23 protein-coding genes are annotated in these 22,444 nt (G+C 70.5%); 5 read left to right on the forward strand and 18 right to left on the reverse strand.

The window, feature by feature from the left end; translation table 11 throughout:
• Positions 1 to 5 precede the first annotated feature (5 nt).
• Together mce1N and GPZ80_RS04815 are read right to left on the reverse strand one after the other, a co-directional pair.
• Complete coding sequence (gene mce1N, locus GPZ80_RS04810) at positions 6 to 458, reverse strand: transport-regulating membrane protein Mce1N (protein ID WP_187218527.1); 453 nt, start codon at positions 456 to 458, stop codon at positions 6 to 8.
• On the reverse strand, positions 455 to 958 hold the full coding sequence (locus GPZ80_RS04815; protein WP_187218528.1) for a hypothetical protein: 504 nt from the start codon (positions 956 to 958) through the stop codon (positions 455 to 457). The genes mce1N and GPZ80_RS04815 overlap by 4 nt, the downstream gene beginning before the upstream one ends.
• A gap of 334 nt (positions 959 to 1,292) precedes the next feature.
• Here GPZ80_RS04815 and GPZ80_RS04820 point away from each other — a divergent pair, with 334 nt between their 5' ends.
• Entirely contained in the window at positions 1,293 to 2,294 is a 1,002-nt protein-coding gene (locus GPZ80_RS04820) for an SIS domain-containing protein (protein WP_187218529.1), read from the forward strand.
• Position 2,295: 1 nt separating this feature from the next.
• Here GPZ80_RS04820 and GPZ80_RS04825 read toward each other — a convergent pair whose 3' ends face one another.
• The 10 genes from GPZ80_RS04825 to GPZ80_RS04870 form a co-directional block, all read right to left on the reverse strand.
• Positions 2,296 to 2,667, reverse strand: a complete 372-nt coding sequence (locus GPZ80_RS04825) for a hypothetical protein (protein ID WP_187218530.1) — start codon at positions 2,665 to 2,667, stop codon at positions 2,296 to 2,298.
• 243 nt (positions 2,668 to 2,910) lie between these two features.
• Entirely contained in the window at positions 2,911 to 3,888 is a 978-nt protein-coding gene (gene hemB, locus GPZ80_RS04830) for a porphobilinogen synthase (protein ID WP_187218531.1), read from the reverse strand.
• Between the two features lie 61 nt (positions 3,889 to 3,949).
• Complete coding sequence (locus GPZ80_RS04835) at positions 3,950 to 5,482, reverse strand: bifunctional uroporphyrinogen-III C-methyltransferase/uroporphyrinogen-III synthase (RefSeq protein ID WP_091375725.1); 1,533 nt, start codon at positions 5,480 to 5,482, stop codon at positions 3,950 to 3,952.
• A 20-nt stretch (positions 5,483 to 5,502) separates the two neighbouring features.
• The gene (gene hemC / locus GPZ80_RS04840) at positions 5,503 to 6,438 is read right to left on the reverse strand and encodes a hydroxymethylbilane synthase (RefSeq protein ID WP_187218532.1); all 936 of its coding nucleotides are present in this window, start codon (positions 6,436 to 6,438) and stop codon (positions 5,503 to 5,505) included.
• Complete coding sequence (locus tag GPZ80_RS04845) at positions 6,438 to 7,784, reverse strand: glutamyl-tRNA reductase (RefSeq protein WP_187218533.1); 1,347 nt, start codon at positions 7,782 to 7,784, stop codon at positions 6,438 to 6,440. The genes hemC and GPZ80_RS04845 overlap by 1 nt, the downstream gene beginning before the upstream one ends.
• Positions 7,781 to 8,593 carry a redox-sensing transcriptional repressor Rex gene (locus GPZ80_RS04850; protein WP_187218534.1) on the reverse strand — a complete coding sequence of 271 codons (813 nt, stop codon included), beginning with the start codon at positions 8,591 to 8,593 and terminating at the stop codon, positions 7,781 to 7,783. The genes GPZ80_RS04845 and GPZ80_RS04850 overlap by 4 nt, the downstream gene beginning before the upstream one ends.
• Positions 8,594 to 9,094: 501 nt before the next feature.
• Positions 9,095 to 9,751, reverse strand: coding sequence for a fasciclin domain-containing protein (locus GPZ80_RS04855; RefSeq protein WP_312880116.1), 657 nt, complete (start codon positions 9,749 to 9,751; stop codon positions 9,095 to 9,097).
• Positions 9,752 to 9,846: 95 nt separating this feature from the next.
• Positions 9,847 to 11,379, reverse strand: a complete 1,533-nt coding sequence (locus GPZ80_RS04860; RefSeq protein WP_187218535.1) for a molybdopterin-dependent oxidoreductase — start codon at positions 11,377 to 11,379, stop codon at positions 9,847 to 9,849.
• A 63-nt stretch (positions 11,380 to 11,442) separates the two neighbouring features.
• Positions 11,443 to 11,658 carry a glutaredoxin family protein gene (locus tag GPZ80_RS04865; protein WP_187218977.1) on the reverse strand — a complete coding sequence of 72 codons (216 nt, stop codon included), beginning with the start codon at positions 11,656 to 11,658 and terminating at the stop codon, positions 11,443 to 11,445.
• 14 nt (positions 11,659 to 11,672) lie between these two features.
• Positions 11,673 to 13,190 carry an AMP-binding protein gene (locus GPZ80_RS04870; RefSeq protein WP_187218536.1) on the reverse strand — a complete coding sequence of 506 codons (1,518 nt, stop codon included), beginning with the start codon at positions 13,188 to 13,190 and terminating at the stop codon, positions 11,673 to 11,675.
• A 336-nt stretch (positions 13,191 to 13,526) separates the two neighbouring features.
• Between GPZ80_RS04870 and GPZ80_RS04875 the strand changes: the two genes are divergently transcribed.
• From GPZ80_RS04875 to GPZ80_RS04890, 4 genes are all read left to right on the forward strand, one after another.
• Positions 13,527 to 14,135, forward strand: coding sequence for a sigma-70 family RNA polymerase sigma factor (locus GPZ80_RS04875; RefSeq protein WP_187218979.1), 609 nt, complete (start codon positions 13,527 to 13,529; stop codon positions 14,133 to 14,135).
• Between the two features lie 139 nt (positions 14,136 to 14,274).
• Positions 14,275 to 15,522 carry a DUF5667 domain-containing protein gene (locus GPZ80_RS04880; protein WP_187218537.1) on the forward strand — a complete coding sequence of 416 codons (1,248 nt, stop codon included), beginning with the start codon at positions 14,275 to 14,277 and terminating at the stop codon, positions 15,520 to 15,522.
• A gap of 104 nt (positions 15,523 to 15,626) precedes the next feature.
• The gene (locus tag GPZ80_RS04885; protein ID WP_187218538.1) at positions 15,627 to 16,523 is read left to right on the forward strand and encodes an HAD family hydrolase; all 897 of its coding nucleotides are present in this window, start codon (positions 15,627 to 15,629) and stop codon (positions 16,521 to 16,523) included.
• Positions 16,524 to 16,627: 104 nt separating this feature from the next.
• Entirely contained in the window at positions 16,628 to 17,884 is a 1,257-nt protein-coding gene (locus tag GPZ80_RS04890; protein WP_187218539.1) for a cytochrome P450, read from the forward strand.
• Between the two features lie 11 nt (positions 17,885 to 17,895).
• Here GPZ80_RS04890 and GPZ80_RS04895 read toward each other — a convergent pair whose 3' ends face one another.
• From GPZ80_RS04895 to GPZ80_RS04920, 6 genes are all read right to left on the reverse strand, one after another.
• A complete protein-coding gene (locus GPZ80_RS04895; protein WP_187218540.1) occupies positions 17,896 to 18,873 on the reverse strand; it encodes a lysophospholipid acyltransferase family protein in 978 nt (325 codons plus the stop codon).
• Positions 18,874 to 18,899: 26 nt separating this feature from the next.
• Positions 18,900 to 19,928: an NAD-dependent epimerase/dehydratase family protein gene (locus GPZ80_RS04900; protein WP_187218541.1), complete on the reverse strand. Its 1,029-nt coding sequence runs from the start codon at positions 19,926 to 19,928 to the stop codon at positions 18,900 to 18,902.
• A 187-nt stretch (positions 19,929 to 20,115) separates the two neighbouring features.
• Positions 20,116 to 20,217 (reverse strand): 30S ribosomal protein bS22, encoded by a 102-nt coding sequence (locus GPZ80_RS04905; RefSeq protein ID WP_018684825.1) that lies wholly within the window; start codon positions 20,215 to 20,217, stop codon positions 20,116 to 20,118.
• Between the two features lie 138 nt (positions 20,218 to 20,355).
• Positions 20,356 to 20,574 (reverse strand): helix-turn-helix domain-containing protein, encoded by a 219-nt coding sequence (locus GPZ80_RS04910; protein WP_091376928.1) that lies wholly within the window; start codon positions 20,572 to 20,574, stop codon positions 20,356 to 20,358.
• A 144-nt stretch (positions 20,575 to 20,718) separates the two neighbouring features.
• Complete coding sequence (proC, locus tag GPZ80_RS04915) at positions 20,719 to 21,549, reverse strand: pyrroline-5-carboxylate reductase (protein WP_187218542.1); 831 nt, start codon at positions 21,547 to 21,549, stop codon at positions 20,719 to 20,721.
• A gap of 30 nt (positions 21,550 to 21,579) precedes the next feature.
• On the reverse strand, positions 21,580 to 22,437 hold the full coding sequence (locus GPZ80_RS04920; protein WP_246476770.1) for a thioesterase family protein: 858 nt from the start codon (positions 22,435 to 22,437) through the stop codon (positions 21,580 to 21,582).
• Between the last annotated feature and the right edge of the window lie 7 nt (positions 22,438 to 22,444).

Here is a 22,444-nt window from a genome sequence, read left to right on the forward strand (position 1 = left end):
GCACCTCAGATCGGCGGAGTTGCTCCGACCAGCGGAGTCAGCGCCGCGCGCAGCGCCGCCCCGTCGCGGGCCCAGGCCAGGACGGTGGTGCCGTCGTCGAGTTCGAGCGGGATCTCATAGGTCTTGCGCGGGACGGTCAGGCCACCGCCCAGCGGCCTGCCCAGCGCGTCCTCGCCGTCGATCACGGCGACGATCCGGTCGACGGGGAGCTCTTCCTGGCCCTGCCTCAGGGTTCGCTCGGTGAGCGACAGGGAGCAGACGCGGCGGCGGGCCTTCACCCAGCCCGCGGTGAGCGCGGCCAGCAGGGCAGCGAGGACCAGCCAGGCGAGCCAGTGCACCGGGCCGGTGACCACTTCGACGATCGCGCCCGTGACGGCGAACACCGGCCCCCAGAGGACCGGCCACCAGGTCGAACCGGGTTCGGCGTAGAGCACTGGCTCGTCGACGTCCGCGGTCACCGCTCGTCGCTGACCGCGAAGAACTTCCGCGCCGCGGGCATGAACATCATGCCCAGCGCCACCAGGATCAGCAGCGTGCTGAACAGCCCGAGGATGCCGACGCGGCCCACCGAGTACTGGAACAGCGCGGCGAAGACACCGACGACGACCAGCAGCGTGCGGGCCTTGCGGGTGCCGCCACGCGCCTTGTAGGCGAGCAGGACGAAGAAGCCGAGGAACATCAGCGACCCCAGCACCAACCACCACGACAGGCCGGTGGCGATGCGTTCGAGTTCGGCCTTGTTCTGCCCGGGCTGCCGGCGCAGGGTCTCCTCGACGATCTTGGAGCGCAGGAAGAAGAAACTGAGGGCGCCGAACAGGCCGACGACCCCCGCGGCGACCCACACCCAGAACGCGGCCCGCACGACCCCGGGGGCATCCGTTCGGTCCTCGCCCGCCAGGTACGCCTCGTCCGCGGTGGGCATGATCGGGGCTTCGCGCTTGGGCTCGTCTTCCGTCACCGGGCGACGATATACCGGCACCGTGATCATCCTCGGGACAGGGAGCACTACCAGCGCAAATGCTCCGACTGGAGCAAACCTCTGCCTGCTGTGATCGCCTCTTCGTGAGACGGTGATAGACCGACTGTGTGCATGTCCCGATGTGGCTCATGACCTACACCACAGGCCCTAGTCCTTCCGTTGAGTAGCCACTACGTTGCTGTTCGCATTCGTCATGGCCCTCGCCCGAGCGCGACGTGACCGCTCTGGTTCGCAGACCTGGCTTTGTCCCGACTCTCTCCCGAGAACGCGGCGCCTTGGCGCCGGTTCACCGACTGAACAGGAAGTGGCACGAATGACGGGCCTCGCACTGGACCGGCACGTCTCCCAGCAGCCGGAGATCATCGCCGGGCTGCTGGAGCGCGACGACGTGCCCGCCCTGGACCCGGCGCGGCCGATCGTCTTCACCGGGAACGGGACCTCGCTGCACGCCTGCCGGGTGGCGGCGGGCTGGGTGCGCATCCTGTCCGGCGGCAAGATCCGCCCGGCCGCCCTCGACTCGCACGATGTCGCCCTCACCGAAGCGCTGAACCCCGAGGACCAGGTGGTGGTCGTCAGCCACCGGGGCACCAAGCGCTACCCGAACGCGGTCCTCGCGAAGGCCCGGGCGGCGGGCGCCAGGAGTTATGCCGTCACCGGGATCGGACCCGCCGAGCCCGCCGCCGACGTCATCGTCCGCACCTGCCCCCAGGAGAAGGCGAGCACCCACACGGCGTCCTACACGGCTTCGCTGACCATCCTGGGACGGATGGTGGCGGCCACCCTGGGAGCCGACGAGTTCGCCAAGGCCCTGCGATCGGTCCCGGACGCCATCGCGGAAACCCTGACCCGCGAAATCCCGGTGCGCGCGGTCACCGCGGTCGCGTCCGCCTCGATGACCCTGGTGACGGGAACCGGACTGGACGCGATCACCGCGTACGAGGCGGCGCTGAAACTCAAGGAAGGCACGTACCGGTGGGCAGAGGGAATGCACACCGAGTTCGCCCTGCACGGCACCCCGGCGGTGTTCTCCCGCGAGACAGCGGCATTCCTCATCCGACACGGAAACCAGGGCGGACGGACCGACGACCTACTGGGCCTGTTCACGGCGTTGGGATCGGCGGTCCTGACCGTCGGCGACACCGCGGACGACGACATCACCTTCGCCGCGGTGGACCCGTTGGTGCGGCCGCTGGTGGCTGTGGTCCCGTTCCAGCGGTTGGTTTCAGCGGCGGCGGCGAAGCTGGGGGCGAACCCGGACCTGACCCACCTGGAGAGCGAACCGTGGACCACGGCGATCAGGTCGGTCACCCTCTGACCTACCTGCGGCCGGCTTCCTCGAAGTAGCGCGACGAACTGGGCAGATACATGAGGACCGTCGCGACGGTGGCCATGATGACCTGCGCACCGAGGAACAAGCCATCGACCGTGGACACGGCGGGCAGGAAGATCAGGGCGTAACCCACGGTGGCGGCGCCGAGCAGGGTGATCGTGATCCGCGCCCAGTTGCGGCCCCCGCGCATCCGGATCGCGAACAGCAGGAACAGCCCGGAGATGACGGCCGCCGTCACGATCCGGATCACCTGGGTGGTGACCACAAGGTCGTTCACGGCCGACTCAGTGGGATCAGCACCGGACGCCCACATGATCTGGAGGGTGCCCGCACGGATGTCTTCGGTGCGCACGGTCATCACCACGATTGTGCCGAGCAACCACGCACCCGCGATCGTCACCCATGCGGCGAAAGCCCGGTGGACGGTCAGGGGTATGGGGAGTTCGCCTTGGGGCTCGTCGAACATGTAGCCGGGGGGCTGGAGCGTCTTCGGACATGCGGCGGAGTATGCGCCGCATGTCTTCGCGGCTCGCCTGCGCGGGTGCCCGGGATCAGTGTTCGCAGAGCCGCTTCGACCACGCGTGCCGTGTGGTCGTGCCGCTCAGTTCTCGCGGAGCCAGCCTGCTGCTTCGACTGCCCAGTACGTCAGCACGACGTCTGCCCCGGCCCGGCGGATCGACGTGAGGGTTTCCAGGATCGTGCGCCTGCGGTCGAGCCAGCCGTTGGCTGCCGCCGCCTCGATCATCGCGTACTCGCCTGACACCTGGTAGGCCGCCACCGGCACATCGGAGATCTCCGCCACGGCTCGGATCACGTCGAGGTAGGCCAGGGCAGGCTTGACCATCACCAGGTCCGCGCCCTCGGTCAGGTCCAAGGTGGTCTCGCGCAGGGCTTCGCGGATGTTTGCCGGGTCCTGTTGGTACGTCGTGCGGTCGCCGGTGAGTTGCGACTCGACGGCCTCGCGGAAGGGGCCGAAGAAGGCCGACGCGTACTTGGCGGAGTACGCCAGGATTCCCGTGTCGAGGTGGCCTGCCGCGTCCAGGGCTTCGCGGACCACCGCCACCTGGCCGTCCATCATGCCGCTCGGGCCCAGCAGGTGGGCGCCGGCCTCGGCCTGGGCCACCGCCATCTCCGCGTACACCGCGAGGGTCGCGTCGTTGTCCACGTTGCCCTTGGCGTCGAGGACTCCGCAGTGGCCGTGGTCGGTGAACTCGTCGAGGCACAGGTCCGACATCAGGACCGTCTCGTCGCCCAGTTCCGCGCGCAGGTCGCGCAGGGCTGCGTTGAGGACGCCGTTGGGGTCGGTGCCGCCCGATCCCACCGCGTCGCGGGTGGTGGGGACGCCGAAGAGCATGATGCCGCCGACGCCCGCCTCGACCGCTTCCAGCGCCGCCTTGCGCATGCTGTCCCGGGTGTGCTGGACGACGCCGGGCATGCTCGCGATGGCGACCGGTTCGGTGGCGCCTTCCTTGACGAACATGGGCAGCACCAGCTGGTTCGGGCGCACAGCCGTCTCCGACACCAGGCGCCGCATGGCGGGGGTGGTGCGGAGCCTGCGGGGGCGGTGGTTCGGGAACATCGAGCACCCTTCGGAAGAAAGAACGCGGGCGGCGTGCCGAAGCACACCGCCCGCGGGTGGTCTAGCGCCGTGCGCGCTTGGTCTTGCGCGGCGGTGGGAGCGCGCCCTCGGCACGCAGCCTCGCCGCGTGCTCGGCCAGGGCGTCGACCAGGGCGGGCACGGTCGCGTGCTCCGGCTGGACGTCGACCCGGAGGCCGAACTCGCGAGCCGTCTCCGCGGTCTTGGGGCCGATGCAGGCCACCAGGGTCCGGGTGTGCGGCTTGCCCGCGATGCCGACCAGGTTCCGGACGGTGGACGACGAGGTGAAGCACACCGCGTCGAAGCCGCCGGTCTTGATCATCTCGCGGGTGTCGGCGGGCGGCGGGGCCGCCCGGACGGTGCGGTAGGCGGTGACGTCGTCGATCTCCCAGCCACGGTCGCGCAGACCGGCGGCCAGCGTCTCGGTGGCGATGTCGGCGCGCGGCAGCAGGACCCGCTCGACCGGGTCGAGGATGTCGTCGTAGGGCGGGAAGTCGGCCAGCAGGCCCTCGCTGGACTGCTCACCCGAGGGCACCAGCTCCGGGTTGATGCCGAACGAACGCACCTTCTCCGCGGTCGCCTCGCCGACACAGGCGATCTTGACGCCGCTGAACGCGCGGGCGTCGAGGCCGAACTCGGCGAACTTCTCCCACACCGCGCGGACGGCGTTGGTCGAGGTGAAGATGACCCACTGGTAGCGGCCGTCGACGAGACCCTTGACCGAGCGCTCCATCTGCGCGGGGCTGCGCGGCGGCTCGACGGAGATCGTCGGCACCTCCGACGGGATGGCGCCGTGCATGTGCAGGCGCTCGCTCATCTCACCGGCCTGGTCCTTGGTCCGCGGGACCAGCACGCGCCAGCCGTACAGCGCGCGCGACTCCCACCAGGACAGCTTCGACCGCTGCGCCACCGCGGCGCCCACGGTCACCACCAGGCTGCCGGACACCTCCCCGGCGTCGGCGGCGAGCGAGGCGAGCGTGGTGTCGATGGTGCGCTGGCTCGAACCCGTGCCGTCCGCGGTCACCGCGACCGGGGTCTGCGGGGCCAAGCCGTGCTCGACCAGCGAGGACGCGGCCTCGGCCAGGTGGCTCGACGTCGCGTGCAGGACGATCGGGCCGGGCACGCCCGCCAGGCCCGCCCAGTCGATGTCGCCGCGGACGTCGACCTCGGTGTGCGTCGAGCCGAGCGCGATGCCCGCGTACGCGGGGACGGCGGTGGCGGCCGAGACGCCGGGCACCACGTCGAACACCGCGCTGGTGCGCGCCACGGCTTGCGCCTCGGCCACGACCGCGGAATGCGTCAGTGGGTCACCGGCGACCAGGCGGACGACGACGCGTCCGGCTTTGGCCTCGGTCACCAGGTCCTTCGCCACGTCGGCGGGTTGCCCGACGGCCGGACGCACCTCGGCGTCCGCGCGGGCGAACGCCAGCACGCCCGAGGGGACGTCCGGGTCGGTCACCACGAGCTCGGCACGTTCGAGCAGTTCCCTGGCGCGAACGGTGAGCAGTCCGGCGTCGCCGGGGCCCGAGCCCACGAACGCGACGCGGCCGGGGGACTTTCGTGCACGGGTGGTCATGTCAGGCCACTTCCCATCAACTACGCCTCGGGACCGGAGAGCACCCCGGCCCCGAGTTCCAACAGTTCGGCGGCCAACGCACGACCGAGCTGCTCTCCTGCGGTCAGGTCTCCGGTGGCCGATGCGCGCAGGATCTCTCCTGTGGGCGTCGCCGCGACTCCGCGCAACGACAGGCGGAAGATCACCTTGTCGTCGGCGTCGAAGTCCTCGACGACATCGGCCAGTGCGCCAATGGGGGCGCTGCAGCCTGCTTCGAGCGCGGCCAGCATGGCGCGCTCCGCGACTACGGCGGCCCTCGTGTATTCATCCTCCACAGTGGACCGGAGGAGGTGCTCGACGTCGACGTCGTCGACGCGGCACTCGATGGCCAACGCGCCCTGCGCGGGCGCGGGCAGCATCTGGATCGGGTCCAGCGTCTCGGTGATCTCGTCGAGCCTGCCGAGCCGGGCCAGGCCCGCGCGGGCCAGGACCACGGCGTCGAGCTTGCCGTCGGTGACCATCGAGATCCGGGTGTCGACGTTGCCGCGGATCGGCACGATCTCCCAGCCCAGACCCAGCGCTTCGAGCTGGGCGGCGCGGCGGGGCGACCCGGTGCCGATCTTGGCGCCCACGGGCAGCTCGCCCAGGGTCAGCCCGTCGCGGGCGATCAGCGCGTCGCGCGGGTCCTGCCGCTGCGGCACGGCCGCCATCGACAGCCGCGGGTCCGGCGCGGTCGGCAGGTCTTTGTAGGAGTGCACGGCCACGTCGACCTCGCCGTCGGCGAGGGCGTCGCGCAGCGCGGAGGTGAACACGCCGATACCGATCTCGGCGATCGGGGCGGAGGAGCGGTCGCCCGGCGTGGAGACCGTGATGATCTCGACCTTGGCGCCCGCCTTCTCCAGCGCGTCGGCGATGGTGCCGGTCTGCGCGAGGGCGAGCGCGCTGCCGCGCGTGCCGATCCGGATCGTGCGATCCATTACCTACCACCGTCCAACGGGAAATCCAGCACAGTGGGTTCGAGCATCGAGTCGATCCGAGTCGCGGTCAGGCTCGCGGGCGCCTGCGGGTCGAGCCCGAACAGCTCGCGCAGGGCCTCGGCGTAGCCGGAGCCCTCGGGACCCGACGCGAGTTCCTTCACTCGGACCGTCGGGGTGTGCAGCAGCTTGTCGACGACGCGGCGGACCGTGCGGGCCAGTTCGTCGCGGGTGGAGCCATCGAGATCGGGCAGCCGCGAGTGCAGGCGCAGCAGTTCGGCGTCGACGACCTCGGCGGCGCGCTTGCGCAGCGCGGTCACCGTGGGGGTCACCTCGGCGGAGCGCTGGGCGGCGAGGTAGGCGCGGACTTCCTCGGCGACGATCTCGCCCGCGCGGCGGGTGTCGAGACCGCTGGGCGCGTCGGCGAGCCTGCGCTGCAGGCTGTCGAGGTCGACCAGTCGCACACCGGCGACGGCGGCGACGCCGTCCTCGACGTCGCGCGGGAGTCCAAGGTCACAGATCACCAGGGGGCGGTCCGACCTCGGCGCCACCGCGGAGACCGGCACGACCGAGCCGACTGCGCCGGTGCACGCGACCACGACGTCGGCGGCGGCGATGAGCTCGGGCAGGTCGGCCAGACCGGCGGACCGGGCCGGGACGCCCTGCTCGGCCAGCGACGCGGCGAGCCGCGCGCCGTTGGCCTCTGTTCGGTTGGCCACGACGACCTCGCCGATGGCCGCGCGCCGCAGCGCCGCGGCGGCGAGACCGCCCATGGACCCGGCGCCGATGATCAGCGCGGTGCGCCCGGTGAGCCCGCCCAGGGCCTGCTCGGCGTCGGCCAACGCCTCGGACACGACCGAGCCGCCCGCCCGGTCGAGGCCGGTGTCGGTGTGCACCCGCTTGCCGATGCGCAGCGATGTCTGGACCAGCTCGTGCAGGGTGCGGCCGACGGTGCCCTGCTCGCGGGCGACGTTGTAGGCCTGGCGGACCTGGCCGAGGATCTGCGGCTCGCCGACGACCATCGAGTCGAGCCCGGCGGCGACGGTGAACAGGTGCTGGGCGGCGGAGCCCGCGTAGTGCACGTAGAGGTGGTCGTGCAGGGCGGTGACGTCGTCGCCGGAGTGCCGGGCGAGGACGTCGACGACGTCGTTCAGCCCGGCGTGGAAGGCGTCGACGACCGCGTAGACCTCGACCCGGTTGCAGGTCGAGACGAGCAGCGCCTCGGAGATGTTGGACCGGCTGAGCAGGTCGGCGAGCACCTTGGGGACGTCGACCGCGGGGACCGTGACGCGCTCGAGAACGCGCAGGTCAGCGGTGTGGTGCGACATGCCCACTGCGAGAATGCTCATGTCACCACCATCCCGTTGACCTTGCCGTTGAACTCCGGCGCCACACCGTTGGTGGCAGCCGCGTTGTCCGCCCGCCTGGCCACGTGGAAGGACAGGACCTGCAACTCGACCGCGAGGTCGACCTTGCGGACCTCGACGTGGTCGGGAACCTGCAGCACGACTGGAGCGAAGTTCAGGATGCACTGAACTCCCGCCTCGACCAAACGGTCACACACAGTCTGAGCCGCGGGAGGGGGTGTGGCGATGACACCGATGGATACTTCGCGCTCGGCGCAGATGGTCGGGATGTCGTCGATGTGCTCGACCGGCAGCCCGCCGACGGGCACGCCGATGAGGTCGGGGTCGACGTCGAACAGTGCGGTCACGGGGAAGCCTCGTCCGGGGAACCCGCCGTAGTTGGCGAGGGCATGTCCGAGGTTACCGATTCCGACGACCGCGACGCTCTGTTTCCTGGTCAGGCCCAGGATCCGTTCGATCTCCTCGATCAGGACAGCGACCTCGTAGCCGACGCCGCGGGTGCCGTAGGAGCCGATGTAGGAGAGGTCCTTGCGGAGCTTGGCGGAGTTCACGCCCGCCGCGACGGCGAGTTCCTCACTGGAGACGGTGCCGGAGCCCTGGTCCTGCATCCCGGAGAGGACCCGCAGGTAGACGGCCAGCCGGGCGACCGCGGCCTCGGGGATGGCCCGGGCTCGTTCCCGCGCGGCGGGGACCTCCGCGACCACCCGGGGGATGGGTGCGGTGATCTCGGCGGCTGTCGGGGCGGGCGGGGTGTCGCCGACCCCGTTCCGCTGGCCTCGCTGTGCCGCCACGCTGGTACTCCTCGACAGAATTCGTCTCCGGGATGGGCTAACGGTACCGCTTGTGAACGCATGCACAAAGTCGCTGGCCACCCGCTTGACCAAGCCCACACTCCGGGGTCGGTACCCCGCCGCACCCGCCGAACGGCAACCACCCACGTGGCACCCCCTAACTCAACCCCCACCCTCCTCTCCGGACCCCACCCACTCATCTCCCCCGATGCCAACCACCCACCCGCGAGTCGCCCGTTCAGAAAAATGAGTTCGCATTTCGGGCACGAAGAACCAGAGACCCGCGGCCGAACCGCGAACTCACGTGCCTGAAATGCGAACTCATTTTTCTGAACGGGCGACTCGCGCTGTCCTGAACCCCAACTCGCCCACCGCGAACGTTGGACTCGTTGTCGGGAACGTTGGACTCGCGGGGTTACATGCCGGGGGTCANCTGTCCTGAACCCCAACTCGCCCACCGCGAACGTTGGACTCGTTGTCGGGAACGTTGGACTCGCGGGGTTACATGCCGGGGGTCATGACCTTGTCGATGACGAAGACGGTGGCGTTCTTGGTCGGGATGTTGCCACAGAGGATCTTCGCGCCGTTGACGGTGATGTTGTCGCCGGAGCCCTCGATCTTGAGGTCGCCGCCCGCGAGGGGCTTGAGGGTGCCCGCCGAGCTGAGGCCTTCGGCGTCGTAGCGCTTCGGGACCACGTGGTACTGCAGGATCGGCGCCAGGGCCGACGGGTTGCCCGCCAGCTCGGCGAACTTGGCGTCGCCCAGGGCGGCGAACGCGGGGTCGGCCGGGGCGAACACCGTCAGGTTGTCGGTCGTGTTCAGCGTGTCGGCCAGGCCCGGGACGGCGCCGACGGCGGCGACGAGCTTGGTCAGCAGCGGGTTGGTGCTCGCGGCGGTGGCCACGGGCTGCGGGCCCATCGCGTTCAGGCCGCCGGGGGTGTCGCCCTGGGGCAGGTCCTTGCAGTTGGGGCCGAAGGTGTCGGCGGCGGTGGTGACACCGTCGCCTGCCGCCGCGGGGGCACTCGTCGCGGTGGTGGTCGCGGGGGCCTGCGCGGCCGAGGAACCGGCCGACGGCTGGTCGGCTCCGCCGCACGCGGTCAGGGTCAGGGCCACCGCCGCGAAGGCCGCGCCACCGGAAACCAGCTTGAAGTTCAGCACCTTGGATCACTCCGTTTCGACTTGGACATTCAAGGGTTCTTCGGAGCTGATCCGCGGCGGGTTGGGTCCACGATCGGGTGTCTTCGGAAAAAGCCTTAGGCGACAGTGAAAAGCGATGAGTGCCAGCCGGTGGCGCCGTCCGGGATCGGAGCCACCCGCTGATCGGTCTGCGTCTGTCCTTTTCGGTCAGTCGCGCGCACTTCGGCGCGGTGGCTGCCCGGGCCCAGGTCGAATTCGGCGCTCCACATGCGCCAGGTCTGGTCGTTGACCTCCGCCGCGAGGACTGCCTGCTGCCACTGTCCGCCGTCGATTCGGACCTCGACCTTGTCGATGCCGACGGTCTGCGCCCACGCGATACCGGCGACGGTGACCTTCCCGACCGGGACGGTGGCGAAGCCGCGCGGCACGTCGATGCGCGACTGCGTCTTGATCGGCGCCTCCCGCGCCCAGCCGCGGTCCTCCCAGTAGAAGCTCTTGTCACCGGTCCTGATGACCTCCATGTCCACAACCCACTTGGTGGCCGAGACGTAGCCGTAGAGGCCGGGGACGACCACGCGCGCGGGGAAGCCGTGTTCAAGCGGCAACGGCTCGCCGTTCATGCCGATGGCGAGCAGCGCGCCGCGCCGCTCGTCCATCAGGTCGCCGATCGGGGTGCCGGTGGTCCAGCCGTCAACGCTGGTGGAGAACAGCTGGTCGCCGCCGGGCTTGACGCCCGCCTCCAGCAGCAGGTCGCGCATCGGCACGCCGATGAAGTTCGCGGTGGAGATGTACGGGCCGCCGACCTCGTTGGACACGCACGTCATGGTGATCGTCTTCTCGACCAGCGGGCGGCCGCGGATGTCGTCGAAGTCGAGGTCGAGTTCGTTGTCGACCATCCCGTGGATCTTCAGCCGCCAGTCCTCGGCCCGCAGCCGGGGCACGGTGAGCGCGGTGTCGATCCGGTAGAACTCGCGGTTGCTGGTGATGAACGTGGGGGTGCCCTGGGCCGCCAGGTCCGCGCCTCCCGGGATCGCGGGCGCGGGGGTCCGCGGGACCAGCTTGCCGATGCCCGCCCGGGATGCCTCGACGTCGACGCGGCGGGTGAGGAACTGCCCGGCGGCGCCCAGCAGGGCCGCGCCCGCGGCCACCCCGCCGGTCATGAGCAGGAACCTGCGGCGCGACGGGCTGTCGGACTCGGTGTCGCAGGCCCGGCCGTGCAGCCAGGTGAACACTCCGAGCCCGCCGAAGAGGCTCGCCAGCGGGGCGAGGATGGCCAGTTGGCCCAGGTCAGGACGGTTGAGCACGGCCAGCACGGCCAGGATCCCCAGCACCGCGGCCAGCACCTGGCCCGGCCGCGGGCTCCGACGGGAGAGCAGGCCCGCGACGACGGCGGCGGCGAGCAGTGTCAGCGCCATCCCGCCGAGCAGCACGGCCTTGTCGTAGACGCCGAACGTGCGGATCGCGAAGTCCTTGAGCGGGTGCGGCGTCAGGTCGATCGCGGCGTTGCCGACAGCGAGGTACGGCGAGGCGTTGGGTCCGACAAAGCCCGCGACCAGGTGCCCGGCGGCGAGCGCGGCGGCGACGGCCACGACGCCGATGAGTGCGGCGACCCGGCGCGACAGGGTCCGGTCAGGGGTGTCCTCGTTCATACGGACTATTCGAACCTGGACGGGCCACGGATGGACTTATCAGAGTCTTACGACTCGAAGGAGTTACGTCAGAGCGGCCCGCAGGCGGGGCTCCTCGACCTTCCAGTACCCATGTTCCTCGCCGTCGACGAGGATCACCGGCACCCGGTCGCCGTACTCGGCGCGCAGCTCGGGGTCGCTGTCGACGTCGGCGGTGTCCCACCCGACGCCCAGGTCGGCGCAGATCCGCCCGACGTCGGCCTTGGCCACCTCGCAGGCGTGGCAGTCCTGCCTGGTCATCACGGTCACCCTGGTCACGGCTTCACGGTACCTCGCAAGCCTGCCCGGCGAAGCTTGCCCATCACCGAGTGCGGCAGCGACTTGGCGAACTCGACGGTGGCCGGGATCTTGAACTTCGCGAGCCGCTCGGCGCAGTGCGCGCGCAGCGTCTCCTCACTCAGCTCGGCCCCGGGGACAAGGACCACGACGACCTTGACGTGCTCGCCGGTGCGCTCGTCCGGCTCGCCGACGGCGGCGGCCTCGGCGACGACGTCGAGTTCGGCGACGACCTGCTCCACCTCGTGCGGATAGACGTTGAATCCGTTGACGATGATCAGGTCGTTGGCCCGGTCGACCAGGTGCAGGTCGCCGTCCTCGTCGAAGTAGCCGACGTCGCCGGTGCGGAACCAGCCCTCGGCGTCGGGGCCGCCCTCGCCGTCGGGCCAGTACCCGCTGAACAGGTTGTCGCCACGCGCGGCGACCAGGCCGGTGTCGGTGGCCTCGTCGGTGAGGTCGGCGGTGAACTCGTCGGGGTCGGTGAGCGCCACGACCGGGTTGCCCTCGTTGTCGACGAGGCGCAGCTCCACACCCGGGATCGCGCGACCGACCGAGCCGGGCTTGGCGACACCGCCGACCAGGGTCGAGGTGAGGACCGGGCCCGTCTCGGTGAGGCCATAGCCCTCGAAGACGGCCAGGCCGGTCTCCTGGCGGAACAACGCGAGGGTGGCGGCGTCGAGCGGGGCAGCGCCCGAGGTGCAGAGCCGGACGGTGGACAGCGCCTCGCCCAGCCGCTCGTGGCCTGCGGCGACGAACGCCTGGTAGATCGCGGGGACGCCGATGACCGTGGTCACCCGATGCTCGTGGCAGGCGGCCAGGGCTGTCTCGACGCCGAACTTGTCGAGCAGGACCGCGGTTGCGCCCGCGGCGGCGACCTGCCACAGGCCCGAGAGGCCGTAGGCGTGCGACAGCGGGACGGTCAGCAGCACGCGGTCGCCCGCGATGACCGGCGCGGGGTGCAGCGCGGCGCACTGCTCGACGTTGGCCAGCAGCGCCCGGTGCGACAGCATCACGCCGCGCGGGGTGCCGCCGGTGCCCGAGGTGTAGGCGAGGACCGCGAGGTCCTCCCCGCCACGGGTGGTCTTCGGGGCGGGTTCGACGGGGTCGGTCGCGTCGAGGTCGGGCAGCGCGACGGCGGTGAGGTCGGGCGAACTCAGGTCGCCCGCTGTGAACGCGGCACCACTGTGCGCCAGGACCCGCTCGATTTCGCGCGGGGCGGCGTCGGTGCCGATCGGCACGACGACCCCGCCCGCCCGCAGCACCCCGAAGAGGGCCACGACGGACTCGACGGTGTTGGGCAGGCGCAGCGCGACCCGGTCGCCCGCGGCCAGACCCGCTCCCACCAGCACCGAGGCGAACCGCTCGACGAGCTCACCGACCTGCTGCCAAGTGAGTGAACGCGCGCCCGAGATATCGACCAGGGCCAAGTGCCGGGGTACTTTCTCGCAGGTTCGCGCCATCAGATCCGCCACCGTGCCGGTCGGCGTACGGGCCATGTGTTCGACCTCATCTCCGCGGGAAGCAGGGGGAAAATCACAGGGATACGCAGTGTGGCACGGGTCACCAACGTCACGGTTAACTACCCACTGCGTCACATTCTTGGACCTCAAGCTTGTTGGCTACTACAAAGTAACTACCACTGAGGCCTGATTGACGACCTCCGGCGGACACGGCCGCCGAAGACCGCGTGAGGAGTGTGCGGCTGCTTGATGACCCGCCAGACGCGACCGACCACGGCGCCAGCCGTGCCTCAGGCCCGCCCCTCGACGGAACGGGCCTTGTCGCCGCGCGCCGAATCCCCGCAGGCCGACGCCGATGCCGAGGCCGAGCCGATGACTGAACCGGAAGCCATCAACAGCCCGGCCACCCCTGACCCCCCCGACACCGACGCCGCCCACGCGGTGGCGTGGGAGCTGGTCGGCGCGGCGCAGGGCGGGGACACCCACGCCTTCGGTCTGCTCTACGACCGCTATGTCGACATGGTGTTCCGGTACGTCCTGTTCCGGGTCGGTGACCGTGAGCTGGCCGAGGACGTCACCAGCGAGACCTTCCTGCGCGCGCTGCGCAGGATCACGTCGGTCAGCTACCAGGGCCGCGACGTGGGCGCGTGGTTCGTCACGATCGCCCGCAACCTGGTGCTCGACCACGTGAAGTCCAGCCGGTTCCGGCTGGAGATCACCACGTCGGACATCCGCGACTCCGAGCGCACGGAGGCCGGTCCCGAACAGCAGGTGATGTCGAAGGTGACCCGTGAGGCGCTGCTCGTGTGCGTCCAGCAGCTCGGTGAGGACCAGCGCGAGTGCATCGTGCTGAGGTTCCTGCAGGGGCTGTCGGTCGCCGAGACGGCGCACATCATGAATCGCAACGAGGGGGCCGTGAAGGCCCTCCAGCACCGAGCCGTGCGCAGGCTCGCACAATTGTTGCCCTCGGAAATTCGGTAGAACGTTCACCCTGCAGAGTGGACCTGCCCAGGACCGCGCCGAGGCCGTAACCCCGGGCACCGGCAGTCGTTTCACACAGCGGGGATCAATACTGATTTCCTGGGGATTCAGCAGGGCCAACACGAGTCGGAGTGGGATGGTGGAAAGCGGATCGGGGCCGCGTAGCCCGCAGGGTCGGCATGAGCGCGACGCTCGTGCCGGTCAGTCGCGCGCGGAGCTGCCCGGATTCACCGACGACGACCTCGCGGTCGTCGACCTGCTCTCGGCCATGACCCCGCTCACCGCGCCGTCCGGCGACGCCCGGGCCCGGATGCGGGCCAAGGTGCTCGCCGGTCTCGCCGAGCCCGCGCCGACCACGCACGGCCCCCGCCCGGTCCGACCCACCCGCGCGGGACGGGCGCCCCGCGGCCGCAGTTCGGAGTCCGCCCCAAGCATCCGCCCCGAATCCGCAAGACCTGGGTCCGGGGCGCGGGGCCGGTTCGCCGTGGCCGCCATCGCTGTCCTGGCGCTGGTGTTCTCCCTGGCGGGAATGAGCCTGCTGCTCGCCCGCGACGCGCTGCCCGGCGACACCCTCTATGCGATCAAGCGCACCGGCGAGGCCGCGGCGCTCGGACTGACGTTCGGCGACGAGGAGAAGGCGTTCAAGCATCTGCAGTTCGCCACCGCCCGCATCACCGAGATCGAGACCCTCACCCAGCGCTACCCGAACCCGGCCGACGCGCCGGTCGGGGGCTACCTCTCCGCGCTGCGCGACTTCGACAACGACGCCTCCGCCGGGTCACGCCAGCTCATCGCGCTGGCCACCGGCGGCGACGGAACCCAGCTCGAGACGCTTCGCTCCTGGGCCGACATCCAGGGCGGCAGGCTCGACGCGCTGGGCCCGCGCCTGCCGAGCGCCGCGGCCATCAGCCAGGACGCGTCCGTGGCGCTGTTGGAGCGGATCGAGGCGCGGGCGACCGCGCTGACCGCCCGGATGGCCTGCTACCAGATCACCTCCGGTGCGATCGACGACATCGGCGCCATGCCCGCCACGGCCGCCTGCGAGCGTCGGGCCGATGCCGACCTGCTGCCGACGCCGGGCACCCAGGCCGACAACGACAACGCACCGTCGACGGACGCGCCGAACGCCCCCTCTGTCGGCACCGCGGTTCCGCCGCCACCCGCGCAACCCAGCACACCAGGGCAGCCGGAGCCCGGAGCGCCCCCGCTGACGACACCGCCGCCGTTGGTGACGGTCCCCCCGATTCTCGGAGGACCGACCAACACCACGCCGCCGGAGACCATCACTTCGGCGGCGCCGACCGTCTCGCTGCCGTTACCGTTGCCGCTTCCCACGATCGCAGTCGCGCCGTTGCTCCCCGGGCTGCCCGGGGTCCAACTCGGCTGACCCGTCGTCTGGACCAGCGCATACCGAGGGCACCGTTGTCGGTGGAACCACTAGGCTGGTGACCACGGCACGGATGACATATCCGACCCACCGGGAGGCATGCGGTGTCAGTACGGCGTGGGGCTGACAAGGGCTCCGAACTCGAGCGCCTCGCCGCGCTCGCGGGCGCTGCCAGTGCCGAGGCGGCTGTCTCGCTGGAGCAGCCCGACGGCGACCGCGGCATCCCGATGGACCTCACCGCCGCCGCCTTCTTCGACGTCGACAACACGATCATGATGGGCGCGTCGATCTTCCACTTCGCCCGCGGCCTGGCGGCGCGCAAGTTCTTCAGCAACTCCGACCTGGTGAAGTTCGCGCTGCAGCAGGTGATGTTCCGGGTCGGCGGCAAGGAGTCGGCCGACGGCATCCGCAGCAGCCGTGAACAGGCCCTCTCGTTCGTCGCGGGCCACACCGTCGAGGAACTGAGCAGGCTCGGCGAGGAGATCTACGACGAGCTGATGGCCGACAAGATCTGGCCCGGCACCCGGGCGCTGGCCCAGATGCACCTCGACGCGGGCCAGCGGGTCTGGCTGGTCACCGCGACGCCGGTCGAACTGGCCACCATCATCGCCCGCAGGCTCGGCCTCACGGGCGCACTGGGGACGGTCGCGGAAAGCACCGACGGCGTCTTCACCGGCAAACTCGTCGGCGAAATGCTGCACGGCCCCGCGAAGGCCCACGCGGTGCGCTCCCTGGCTGCCCGCGAGGGCCTGGACCTGCGGCGATGCACCGCGTACTCAGACTCCTCAAACGACGTGCCGATGCTGTCGGTGGTGGGCACCGCGGTGGCGGTCAACCCGGACAGCGGACTACGCGAGGTCGCCCGCAAACGCGGCTGGGAAATCCGCGACTTCCGCACAGGCCGCAAGGCGGCGAAGATCGGCGTCCCGTCGGTACTCGGCGCAGGCGCGTTGGCAGGAGCCGTGGCAGCAGGCCTCGCATACCGCAAACGCGCCGTCTAGCGACAACCCTGCCCACTCGGCGGCCCAGACTCCGATCTGGAGCACCTGCGCGGCGGACCTCGCCACCATCGACTCGCCAGTGATCAAGGCATACGTTGGAGGGCATGCTGCCCGAACTGCGTGTAGGCACCCGGCTGGCTGCGCAGCGGCTGGTCACCCGTGGGTTCGCGATCGCGGGAGACCCCCTTGCCCGGCTGGCCACGGCGCCGTGGCGGTACGACCCGTACCCGATCTACGCCGGTCTGCGTGGGCGGTCGGTCCACCGGAGCCGGTTCGGCTTCTACACCGTGGCGACCTACGACCTGTGTTCGCAGATCCTGCGGGACCGCACCTTCGGTGTGCGCACCCGCGACGGGCTGGAGCCGCCGCCCGCGACGCAGTCGCCGCTGCCGCAGGGGACCCCGGTGATTCCCACGTTCCTGGAACAGGACCCGCCCGATCACACCCGGCTGCGGGCGCTCGCCCGGCCCGCGTTCAGCCCGCGCAAGATCGAGGGTTACCGCGAAGTGGTCCACAAGACCACGTCCCGGCTACTCGACGACGCCCTGGCGAAGGGCACCTTCGACCTGATCGCCGACTTCGCCGCGCCGCTGCCGATCGCGGTGATCTCGGACCTGCTGGGCATCCCGGACGTCGACACCGAGCGGTTCGCCCGATACGGGCGGGTTCTCGGGGCCTCGCTGGACGGGACGACCACATTGCGGCAGGCCCGGGCGCTGCGGTCGGCCACAGCTGACCTCCAGGCGCTGTTCAGGTCGCTGATCGCCCAGCGGACCGAGGCCCCTGGGGACGACGTGATCAGCGCTCTCGTGCGATCGCTCGGCGCGGGCGAGCTGACCGAGCTTGAGCTGGTGACGACGTGCGAACTTCTCCTGATCGCGGGGTTCGAGACGACCGCGAACCTGATCGGCAACGGGATGTGGACGTTCGCTCGCAACCCTGAGCAGTGGGAGTCGCTGCGGTCCGATCCGTCGATGGCATCCGCGGCAGTGGAGGAGGTGCTGCGGTATGAGCCGCCGATTCAGCTGACGCAGCGGATCACGCACGCCGCTTCGGTGATCGGCGGGGTGGAGATCCCCGCCGACCGGATGGTGATCGTCGCCCTGGGATCGACCGGGCGGGACCCGGAGGCGTACTCGAACCCGGACACCTTCGACCTCACCCGCACCCCCGAACGCGACCACCTGGGCTTCTCCAGCGGCATCCACTACTGCCTCGGCGCGCCGCTCGCGCGGATGGAGGCCGAGATCGCGTTCGCCGCGCTGGCCGAGCGGCTTCCCGCCGTTCGCGCGCCGCGCAGCCCACGGTGGCGCGACACCACGGTCATCCGCGGGTTGCGGTCGCTGGTGCTCGCGGCCTGAGCCCTGGGCGCTCAGCCCAGGAACGGGTTTCCGCGCTGGCTCAGCATCCGGTACAGCGTCTGCTGAATCGTCTCCCGGACCTGGTCGGTCAGGTTGAAGACCAGCATCGGGTCGTCGTCGGCCCCCGCGTCGTAGGAGTCGGTGGGGATCGGCTCGCCGAAGTGGATGTGCCATTTCGACGGCAGCGGGATCGCCCCGAGCGGGCCCAGGAGGGGGAAGAACGGGGTGATCGGGAAGTACGGCAGGCCGAACAGCCTGGCGACCGTCTTCAGGTCGCCGATCTTGGGGTAGATCTCCTCGGCGCCGACAATCGAGCAGGGGATGATCGGGACACCCGTGCGCAGCGCCGCCGAGACGAAGCCGCCGCGGCCGAAGCGCTGGAGTTTGTAGCGGTCGGCGAACGGCTTGCCGACACCCTTGAAGCCCTCCGGCCACACGCCGACCAGTTCGCCCGCGTTGAGCAGTTGTTCCGCGTCCGGGTTGCAGGCCAGCGTCTGCCCGGACTTGCGGGCCAAGGCGCCCAGCAGGGGGACCTGGAAGACCAGGTCGGCGCCCAGCATGCGCAGGTAGCGCTGGCGGGGGTGGTTGTCGTGGACGGCCACCGCCGTCATCAGGGCGTCCAGGGGCAAGGTGCCCGAGTGGTTGGAGACGACCAGGGCGCCGCCGTCGACAGGCAGGTTCTCGATGCCGCTGACCTCTACGCGGAACCAGTTCTTGTAGAGCAGCCGCAGCGGCGGGAGGAGGACCCGCTCGGTGAGGTCCGGGTCGAAGCCGAACTCGTCGATCGGGTAGTCGCCGGTCAACCTGCGCACGGCGAAACCCAGGGCGTCGCCGATGCCTCGGCGGACGGCGGATACCGGCGGGTGTTCGCGGGTCGGGTGCAGCGGGGTGGGCTCGACGATCGGGCCGTCGGGCTTCGGGGCCGCCGATGTCGGGACGCGGCGGCGCCGGTCCGCTCTCTGCAACGGGATCACACGGGCTTCCTGCATGCCTGTGGCACCTTCCAAGGGCAGATCTAGGTACGTGTCTCCAGGACACGTCTGCGGGCGGCAGCGAGCAGCGTGGGGGTGAAGACGGGGCGCAGCTTGCTGCCGGATACGTAATCGTCGAACGCCTGCCGGGTGGTCCACCGGGGAGTGAACCCGAACTCTGCTTTGAGCCGGGTGGTGTCGAGCACCCGGCCGTAGTTGAGGTAGCGGACGTGGTCGGGCGAGAAGTCGACCAGCCGCGCGCCGCGCAGCAGCCTGCCCGCGGCGGGCAGGGCCTGGCGCAGCACCGGCAGCGGGAGCCTGCCCGCCCGCCGGATGGCCTGCGACAGCATCAGTACACCGTCAGCGGCCACGTTGAACACCCCGGTGGCTTCGCCCAGACTGGCCAGCTCCAGCACGGCGAGGGCGTCCTCGGAGTGCAGCAACTGCATGCGGGCGTCGAAGCCCAGCACCGTGGGCACGATGGGGAGGGCGAAGTACCTGGTGAGCACGGTGTCCACACTCGGCCCGATGAGGTTGGCCAGGCGCAGCGTCGCCACCGAGACGTCGGGGCGCCTGCGGGCGAAACCCCGGACGTAGGCCTCGACCTCGACCGCGTCCTTCGCGTAGCCGCTGGAGCCGAGGTCCTTGGGGGCGTCGTCCTCGGAGAACACCGCGGGCGAACGCGAACTGGCGCCGTAGACCGCGGCGGTGGACTTCACCACGAGCCTGCGCACCGAGGGCGCGCGCTGGCAAGCGGCCAGCAGTTGCATGGTGCCGATGACGTTGAGCTCCTTGAGCACCATGCGCCGGGCGGGGCCCGCCGGGTTGGTGGTCGTGGAGGCGTGGACCACGGTGTCGACACCGGCGGACGTGATCACCTTGGCGATGAGCGGGTTGCGGATGTCTGCGCGGACGAACTCGGCGCGCCCCATGGTGCGGACGACGTCCTTGGGCGGGGGCACCGTGTCGACGCCCAGGACGCGCTCGATGTCGGGGTCCGCCGCCAGACGGGCGGCGAGATTGCCGCCGAGGTAGCCGCCGACACCGGTGACGAGGACGACTTTTGGCGTCATGCGTTTCCCTAGGGTGGGCGCTTGGGAATGGCCGACTCTACTCGTGAGTCAAGATCGAAAAAGCCCGGGCAACCCAGTCTTAACGCAGGTCACATGGGCTGTTAGGCAACGTCACCCGATTGGACCACCGGCCGAAACGCGGCGACGCCCGCACCGTGGAGGTGCGGGCGTCGCCGGATGCGTCGAACTACTTCTTCAGTTTGCGACGCTGCACGCGCGTCTTGCGGAGCAACTTGCGGTGCTTCTTCTTCGACATGCGCTTGCGGCGCTTCTTGATGACCGAGCCCATGTGTGTCCTCAGCTCTCAGGTGGGTCGTTCCAGGTGTTCCGGCGCTCCGGTGTGGCCACGTCACGGAACGCACGCCAAAACACCAGGCACAACGGTTATCCAGCGTACCCGTCGGCCTTCGTGGCTTGACCGGGGGTCTCAGCCCGCGTCGAAATAGGCGTTTTGCAGGTAGTCGTGCACCGCCTTCTCTGGCACACGGAACGACTTGCCGACCCGCACCGCGGGCAGATCGCCGTTGTGCACCAGTCGGTAAACCGTCATCTTGGACACCCGCATCAGGGTCGCCACCTCGGCCACCGTCAGGAATTGCACCTGCGGAAGTCCGGGTGCGCCCGGGTCGCGTTTGTTCGCCGGCATCATCACCGCGTCCTTCAACACGCGTCGCGCCGTCGGCTTCCCCACCGACGGATTCGACACGCACGTGCTTCTGTCGAGAGTAGCGGGACACGTGTGACTAAAGCGACGCCACGTTCGGCTCAAATCTGCAAAGTGCAGAACCGATCAGTGTGCTTCGTGTTCGGCGCCCAACTCCTTGGAGCGGTCCCGAGCAGCCTCGATGGCGGCCAGCAGGGCGGCGCGGACACCGTGGTTCTCCAACTCGCGGATGGCCATGATGGTCGTCCCCGCGGGCGACGTCACAGCCTCGCGCAGGATCACCGGGTGCTCGCCGGTCTCGACGAGCATCGCGGCGGCGCCCACGGCGGACTGGATGATGAGCTTCTCGGCGACCGCGCGCGGCAGGCCGAGCAGGATGCCCGCGTCGATCATCGCCTCGACCAGGAAGAAGAAGTACGCCGGACCGGACCCGGACAGGGCCGTCACGGCGTCCTGCTGCGACTCCGGCACCCGCACGACCTTGCCGACGGCGCTGAGCATGTCCTCGACAATCGCGAGGTGCTCCGGTCGGGCGTGCTTGCCCGGCGAGATGGCGCTCATGGCCTCGCCCACCAGCATCGGGGTGTTCGGCATGGCCCGGACGACGGGCACTCCGGCGGGGAGCCTGCGCTCGAACAGCGACGTCGGCAGACCGGCGCACAGGGACACCACGAGGGTCTCCGGGTTGACCACCGGCGCGAGCTCGTCGAGCAGCGGCTCGATGTCCTGCGGCTTGACCGCGACGACGAGCACGTCGGCGTCCTTGGCCGCCGTCGGCACGTCGGTGCAGCGGATGCCGTAGGTCTTGGTCAGCTCCGCCGAGCGCTCCGGGTAGCGCTCGGTGAAGAGCAGCTCGTCGGCACCGCGGCCGCCGTGCAGCAACCCGGACAGCAGCGCCTCGCCGATCTTGCCCGCACCGAGCACCGCGATCGTGGGCCGCGCGTTCGCCTCAGTCATGGGACAAGGCTAACGACCCACGCCTACTGATTAAGCGGTGGCGGTGAGGGCGAGTTGGCGGGCCTGGCAGACCAGCCTGCCGGTGGAGTCCACGACGGTGGCGTCGGAGTCGAACCACATGCCGTGCACGGCCTTGGACTCGACCTGGATGCGCAGCCAGCCCGGCGCCGGGCGGGACCGCAGGTGCGCGGTCAGCTGGACCGTCGGCGACCAGCCGAGCCTGCCCAGGTTGAACGTCACCGGCATCGAGATGTCCCCCGCGACCAGGGCGAACAGCGGGTCGGCGTGTTCGCCGCGCGGCCGCGCCCACAGGCGCAGGCGCAGCGGGTCACCGACGTGGCCGTGCAGGAAGCCCGCGCCGTTCGGGTCCAACCGCACATCGCAGGTCTCGGTCAGCCGGAACACCGACGCCGACGGGACGGTCGACAAGTCGATCGCGTTGCCGGGTGGCTCCGGGGGCTGGTTGGGCAGGTCGGCCCAGGCGGCCCGCTCCCGCGGCAGCCTGCCGGTGGTGACCATGCCCTCGACGCACGCGCGGCCGCTCTGCTCAAGGTGGACCGAGACGACCGTGGTGCGACGACCGGTCTTGCGGACATCGGTGCGCAGCAGCACCGGACCCACCCCCGGCGGGCGCAGGAACTGCGCGCTGACCGACAGCGGGTCCACCAGCGGCGCCCCCGCGCCGGTCTGGCCCGCCACCGCCGCGCGCGCCAGCAGGGCCAGCAGGAATCCGCCGTGCGGTCGCCCTCCCACGGTCCATTGGGCCGGGAGATCCGCGGTGAAGGTGCCGTCTCCCAGCGGACGAACCTTGACCGCGGCGGCGAACGCCCCACCCGCGGGCACGTGTCCGGACGCCCGCACATCGCCGTGGCCTGTCGCACTACTCATGGGCAAC

The organism is Actinokineospora xionganensis (assembly GCF_014323725.1).
Taxonomy (GTDB): Bacteria; Actinomycetota; Actinomycetes; order Mycobacteriales; family Pseudonocardiaceae; genus Actinokineospora; species Actinokineospora xionganensis.

Bases quoted from the DNA above. Each gene is read 5' to 3' on its own strand.
- GPZ80_RS04870 (WP_187218536.1), bottom strand. From the start codon at position 13,190: ATGGCCCGTACGCCGACCGGCACGGTGGCGGATCTGATGGCGCGAACC.
- GPZ80_RS04890 (WP_187218539.1), top strand. From the start codon at position 16,628: ATGCTGCCCGAACTGCGTGTAGGCACCCGGCTGGCTGCGCAGCGGCTG.
- GPZ80_RS04920 (WP_246476770.1), bottom strand. From the start codon at position 22,437: ATGAGTAGTGCGACAGGCCACGGCGATGTGCGGGCGTCCGGACACGTG.
- proC (WP_187218542.1), bottom strand. From the start codon at position 21,549: ATGACTGAGGCGAACGCGCGGCCCACGATCGCGGTGCTCGGTGCGGGC.
- hemC (WP_187218532.1), bottom strand. From the start codon at position 6,438: ATGGATCGCACGATCCGGATCGGCACGCGCGGCAGCGCGCTCGCCCTC.
- GPZ80_RS04910 (WP_091376928.1), bottom strand. From the start codon at position 20,574: ATGCCGGCGAACAAACGCGACCCGGGCGCACCCGGACTTCCGCAGGTG.
- GPZ80_RS04860 (WP_187218535.1), bottom strand. From the start codon at position 11,379: ATGAACGAGGACACCCCTGACCGGACCCTGTCGCGCCGGGTCGCCGCA.
- GPZ80_RS04895 (WP_187218540.1), bottom strand. From the start codon at position 18,873: ATGCAGGAAGCCCGTGTGATCCCGTTGCAGAGAGCGGACCGGCGCCGC.
- GPZ80_RS04865 (WP_187218977.1), bottom strand. From the start codon at position 11,658: ATGACCAGGCAGGACTGCCACGCCTGCGAGGTGGCCAAGGCCGACGTC.
- GPZ80_RS04875 (WP_187218979.1), top strand. From the start codon at position 13,527: ATGACTGAACCGGAAGCCATCAACAGCCCGGCCACCCCTGACCCCCCC.
- GPZ80_RS04820 (WP_187218529.1), top strand. From the start codon at position 1,293: ATGACGGGCCTCGCACTGGACCGGCACGTCTCCCAGCAGCCGGAGATC.
- GPZ80_RS04905 (WP_018684825.1), bottom strand. From the start codon at position 20,217: ATGGGCTCGGTCATCAAGAAGCGCCGCAAGCGCATGTCGAAGAAGAAG.
- GPZ80_RS04835 (WP_091375725.1), bottom strand. From the start codon at position 5,482: ATGACCACCCGTGCACGAAAGTCCCCCGGCCGCGTCGCGTTCGTGGGC.
- hemB (WP_187218531.1), bottom strand. From the start codon at position 3,888: ATGTTCCCGAACCACCGCCCCCGCAGGCTCCGCACCACCCCCGCCATG.
- GPZ80_RS04900 (WP_187218541.1), bottom strand. From the start codon at position 19,928: ATGACGCCAAAAGTCGTCCTCGTCACCGGTGTCGGCGGCTACCTCGGC.
- GPZ80_RS04825 (WP_187218530.1), bottom strand. From the start codon at position 2,667: ATGACCGTGCGCACCGAAGACATCCGTGCGGGCACCCTCCAGATCATG.
- GPZ80_RS04845 (WP_187218533.1), bottom strand. From the start codon at position 7,784: ATGAGCATTCTCGCAGTGGGCATGTCGCACCACACCGCTGACCTGCGC.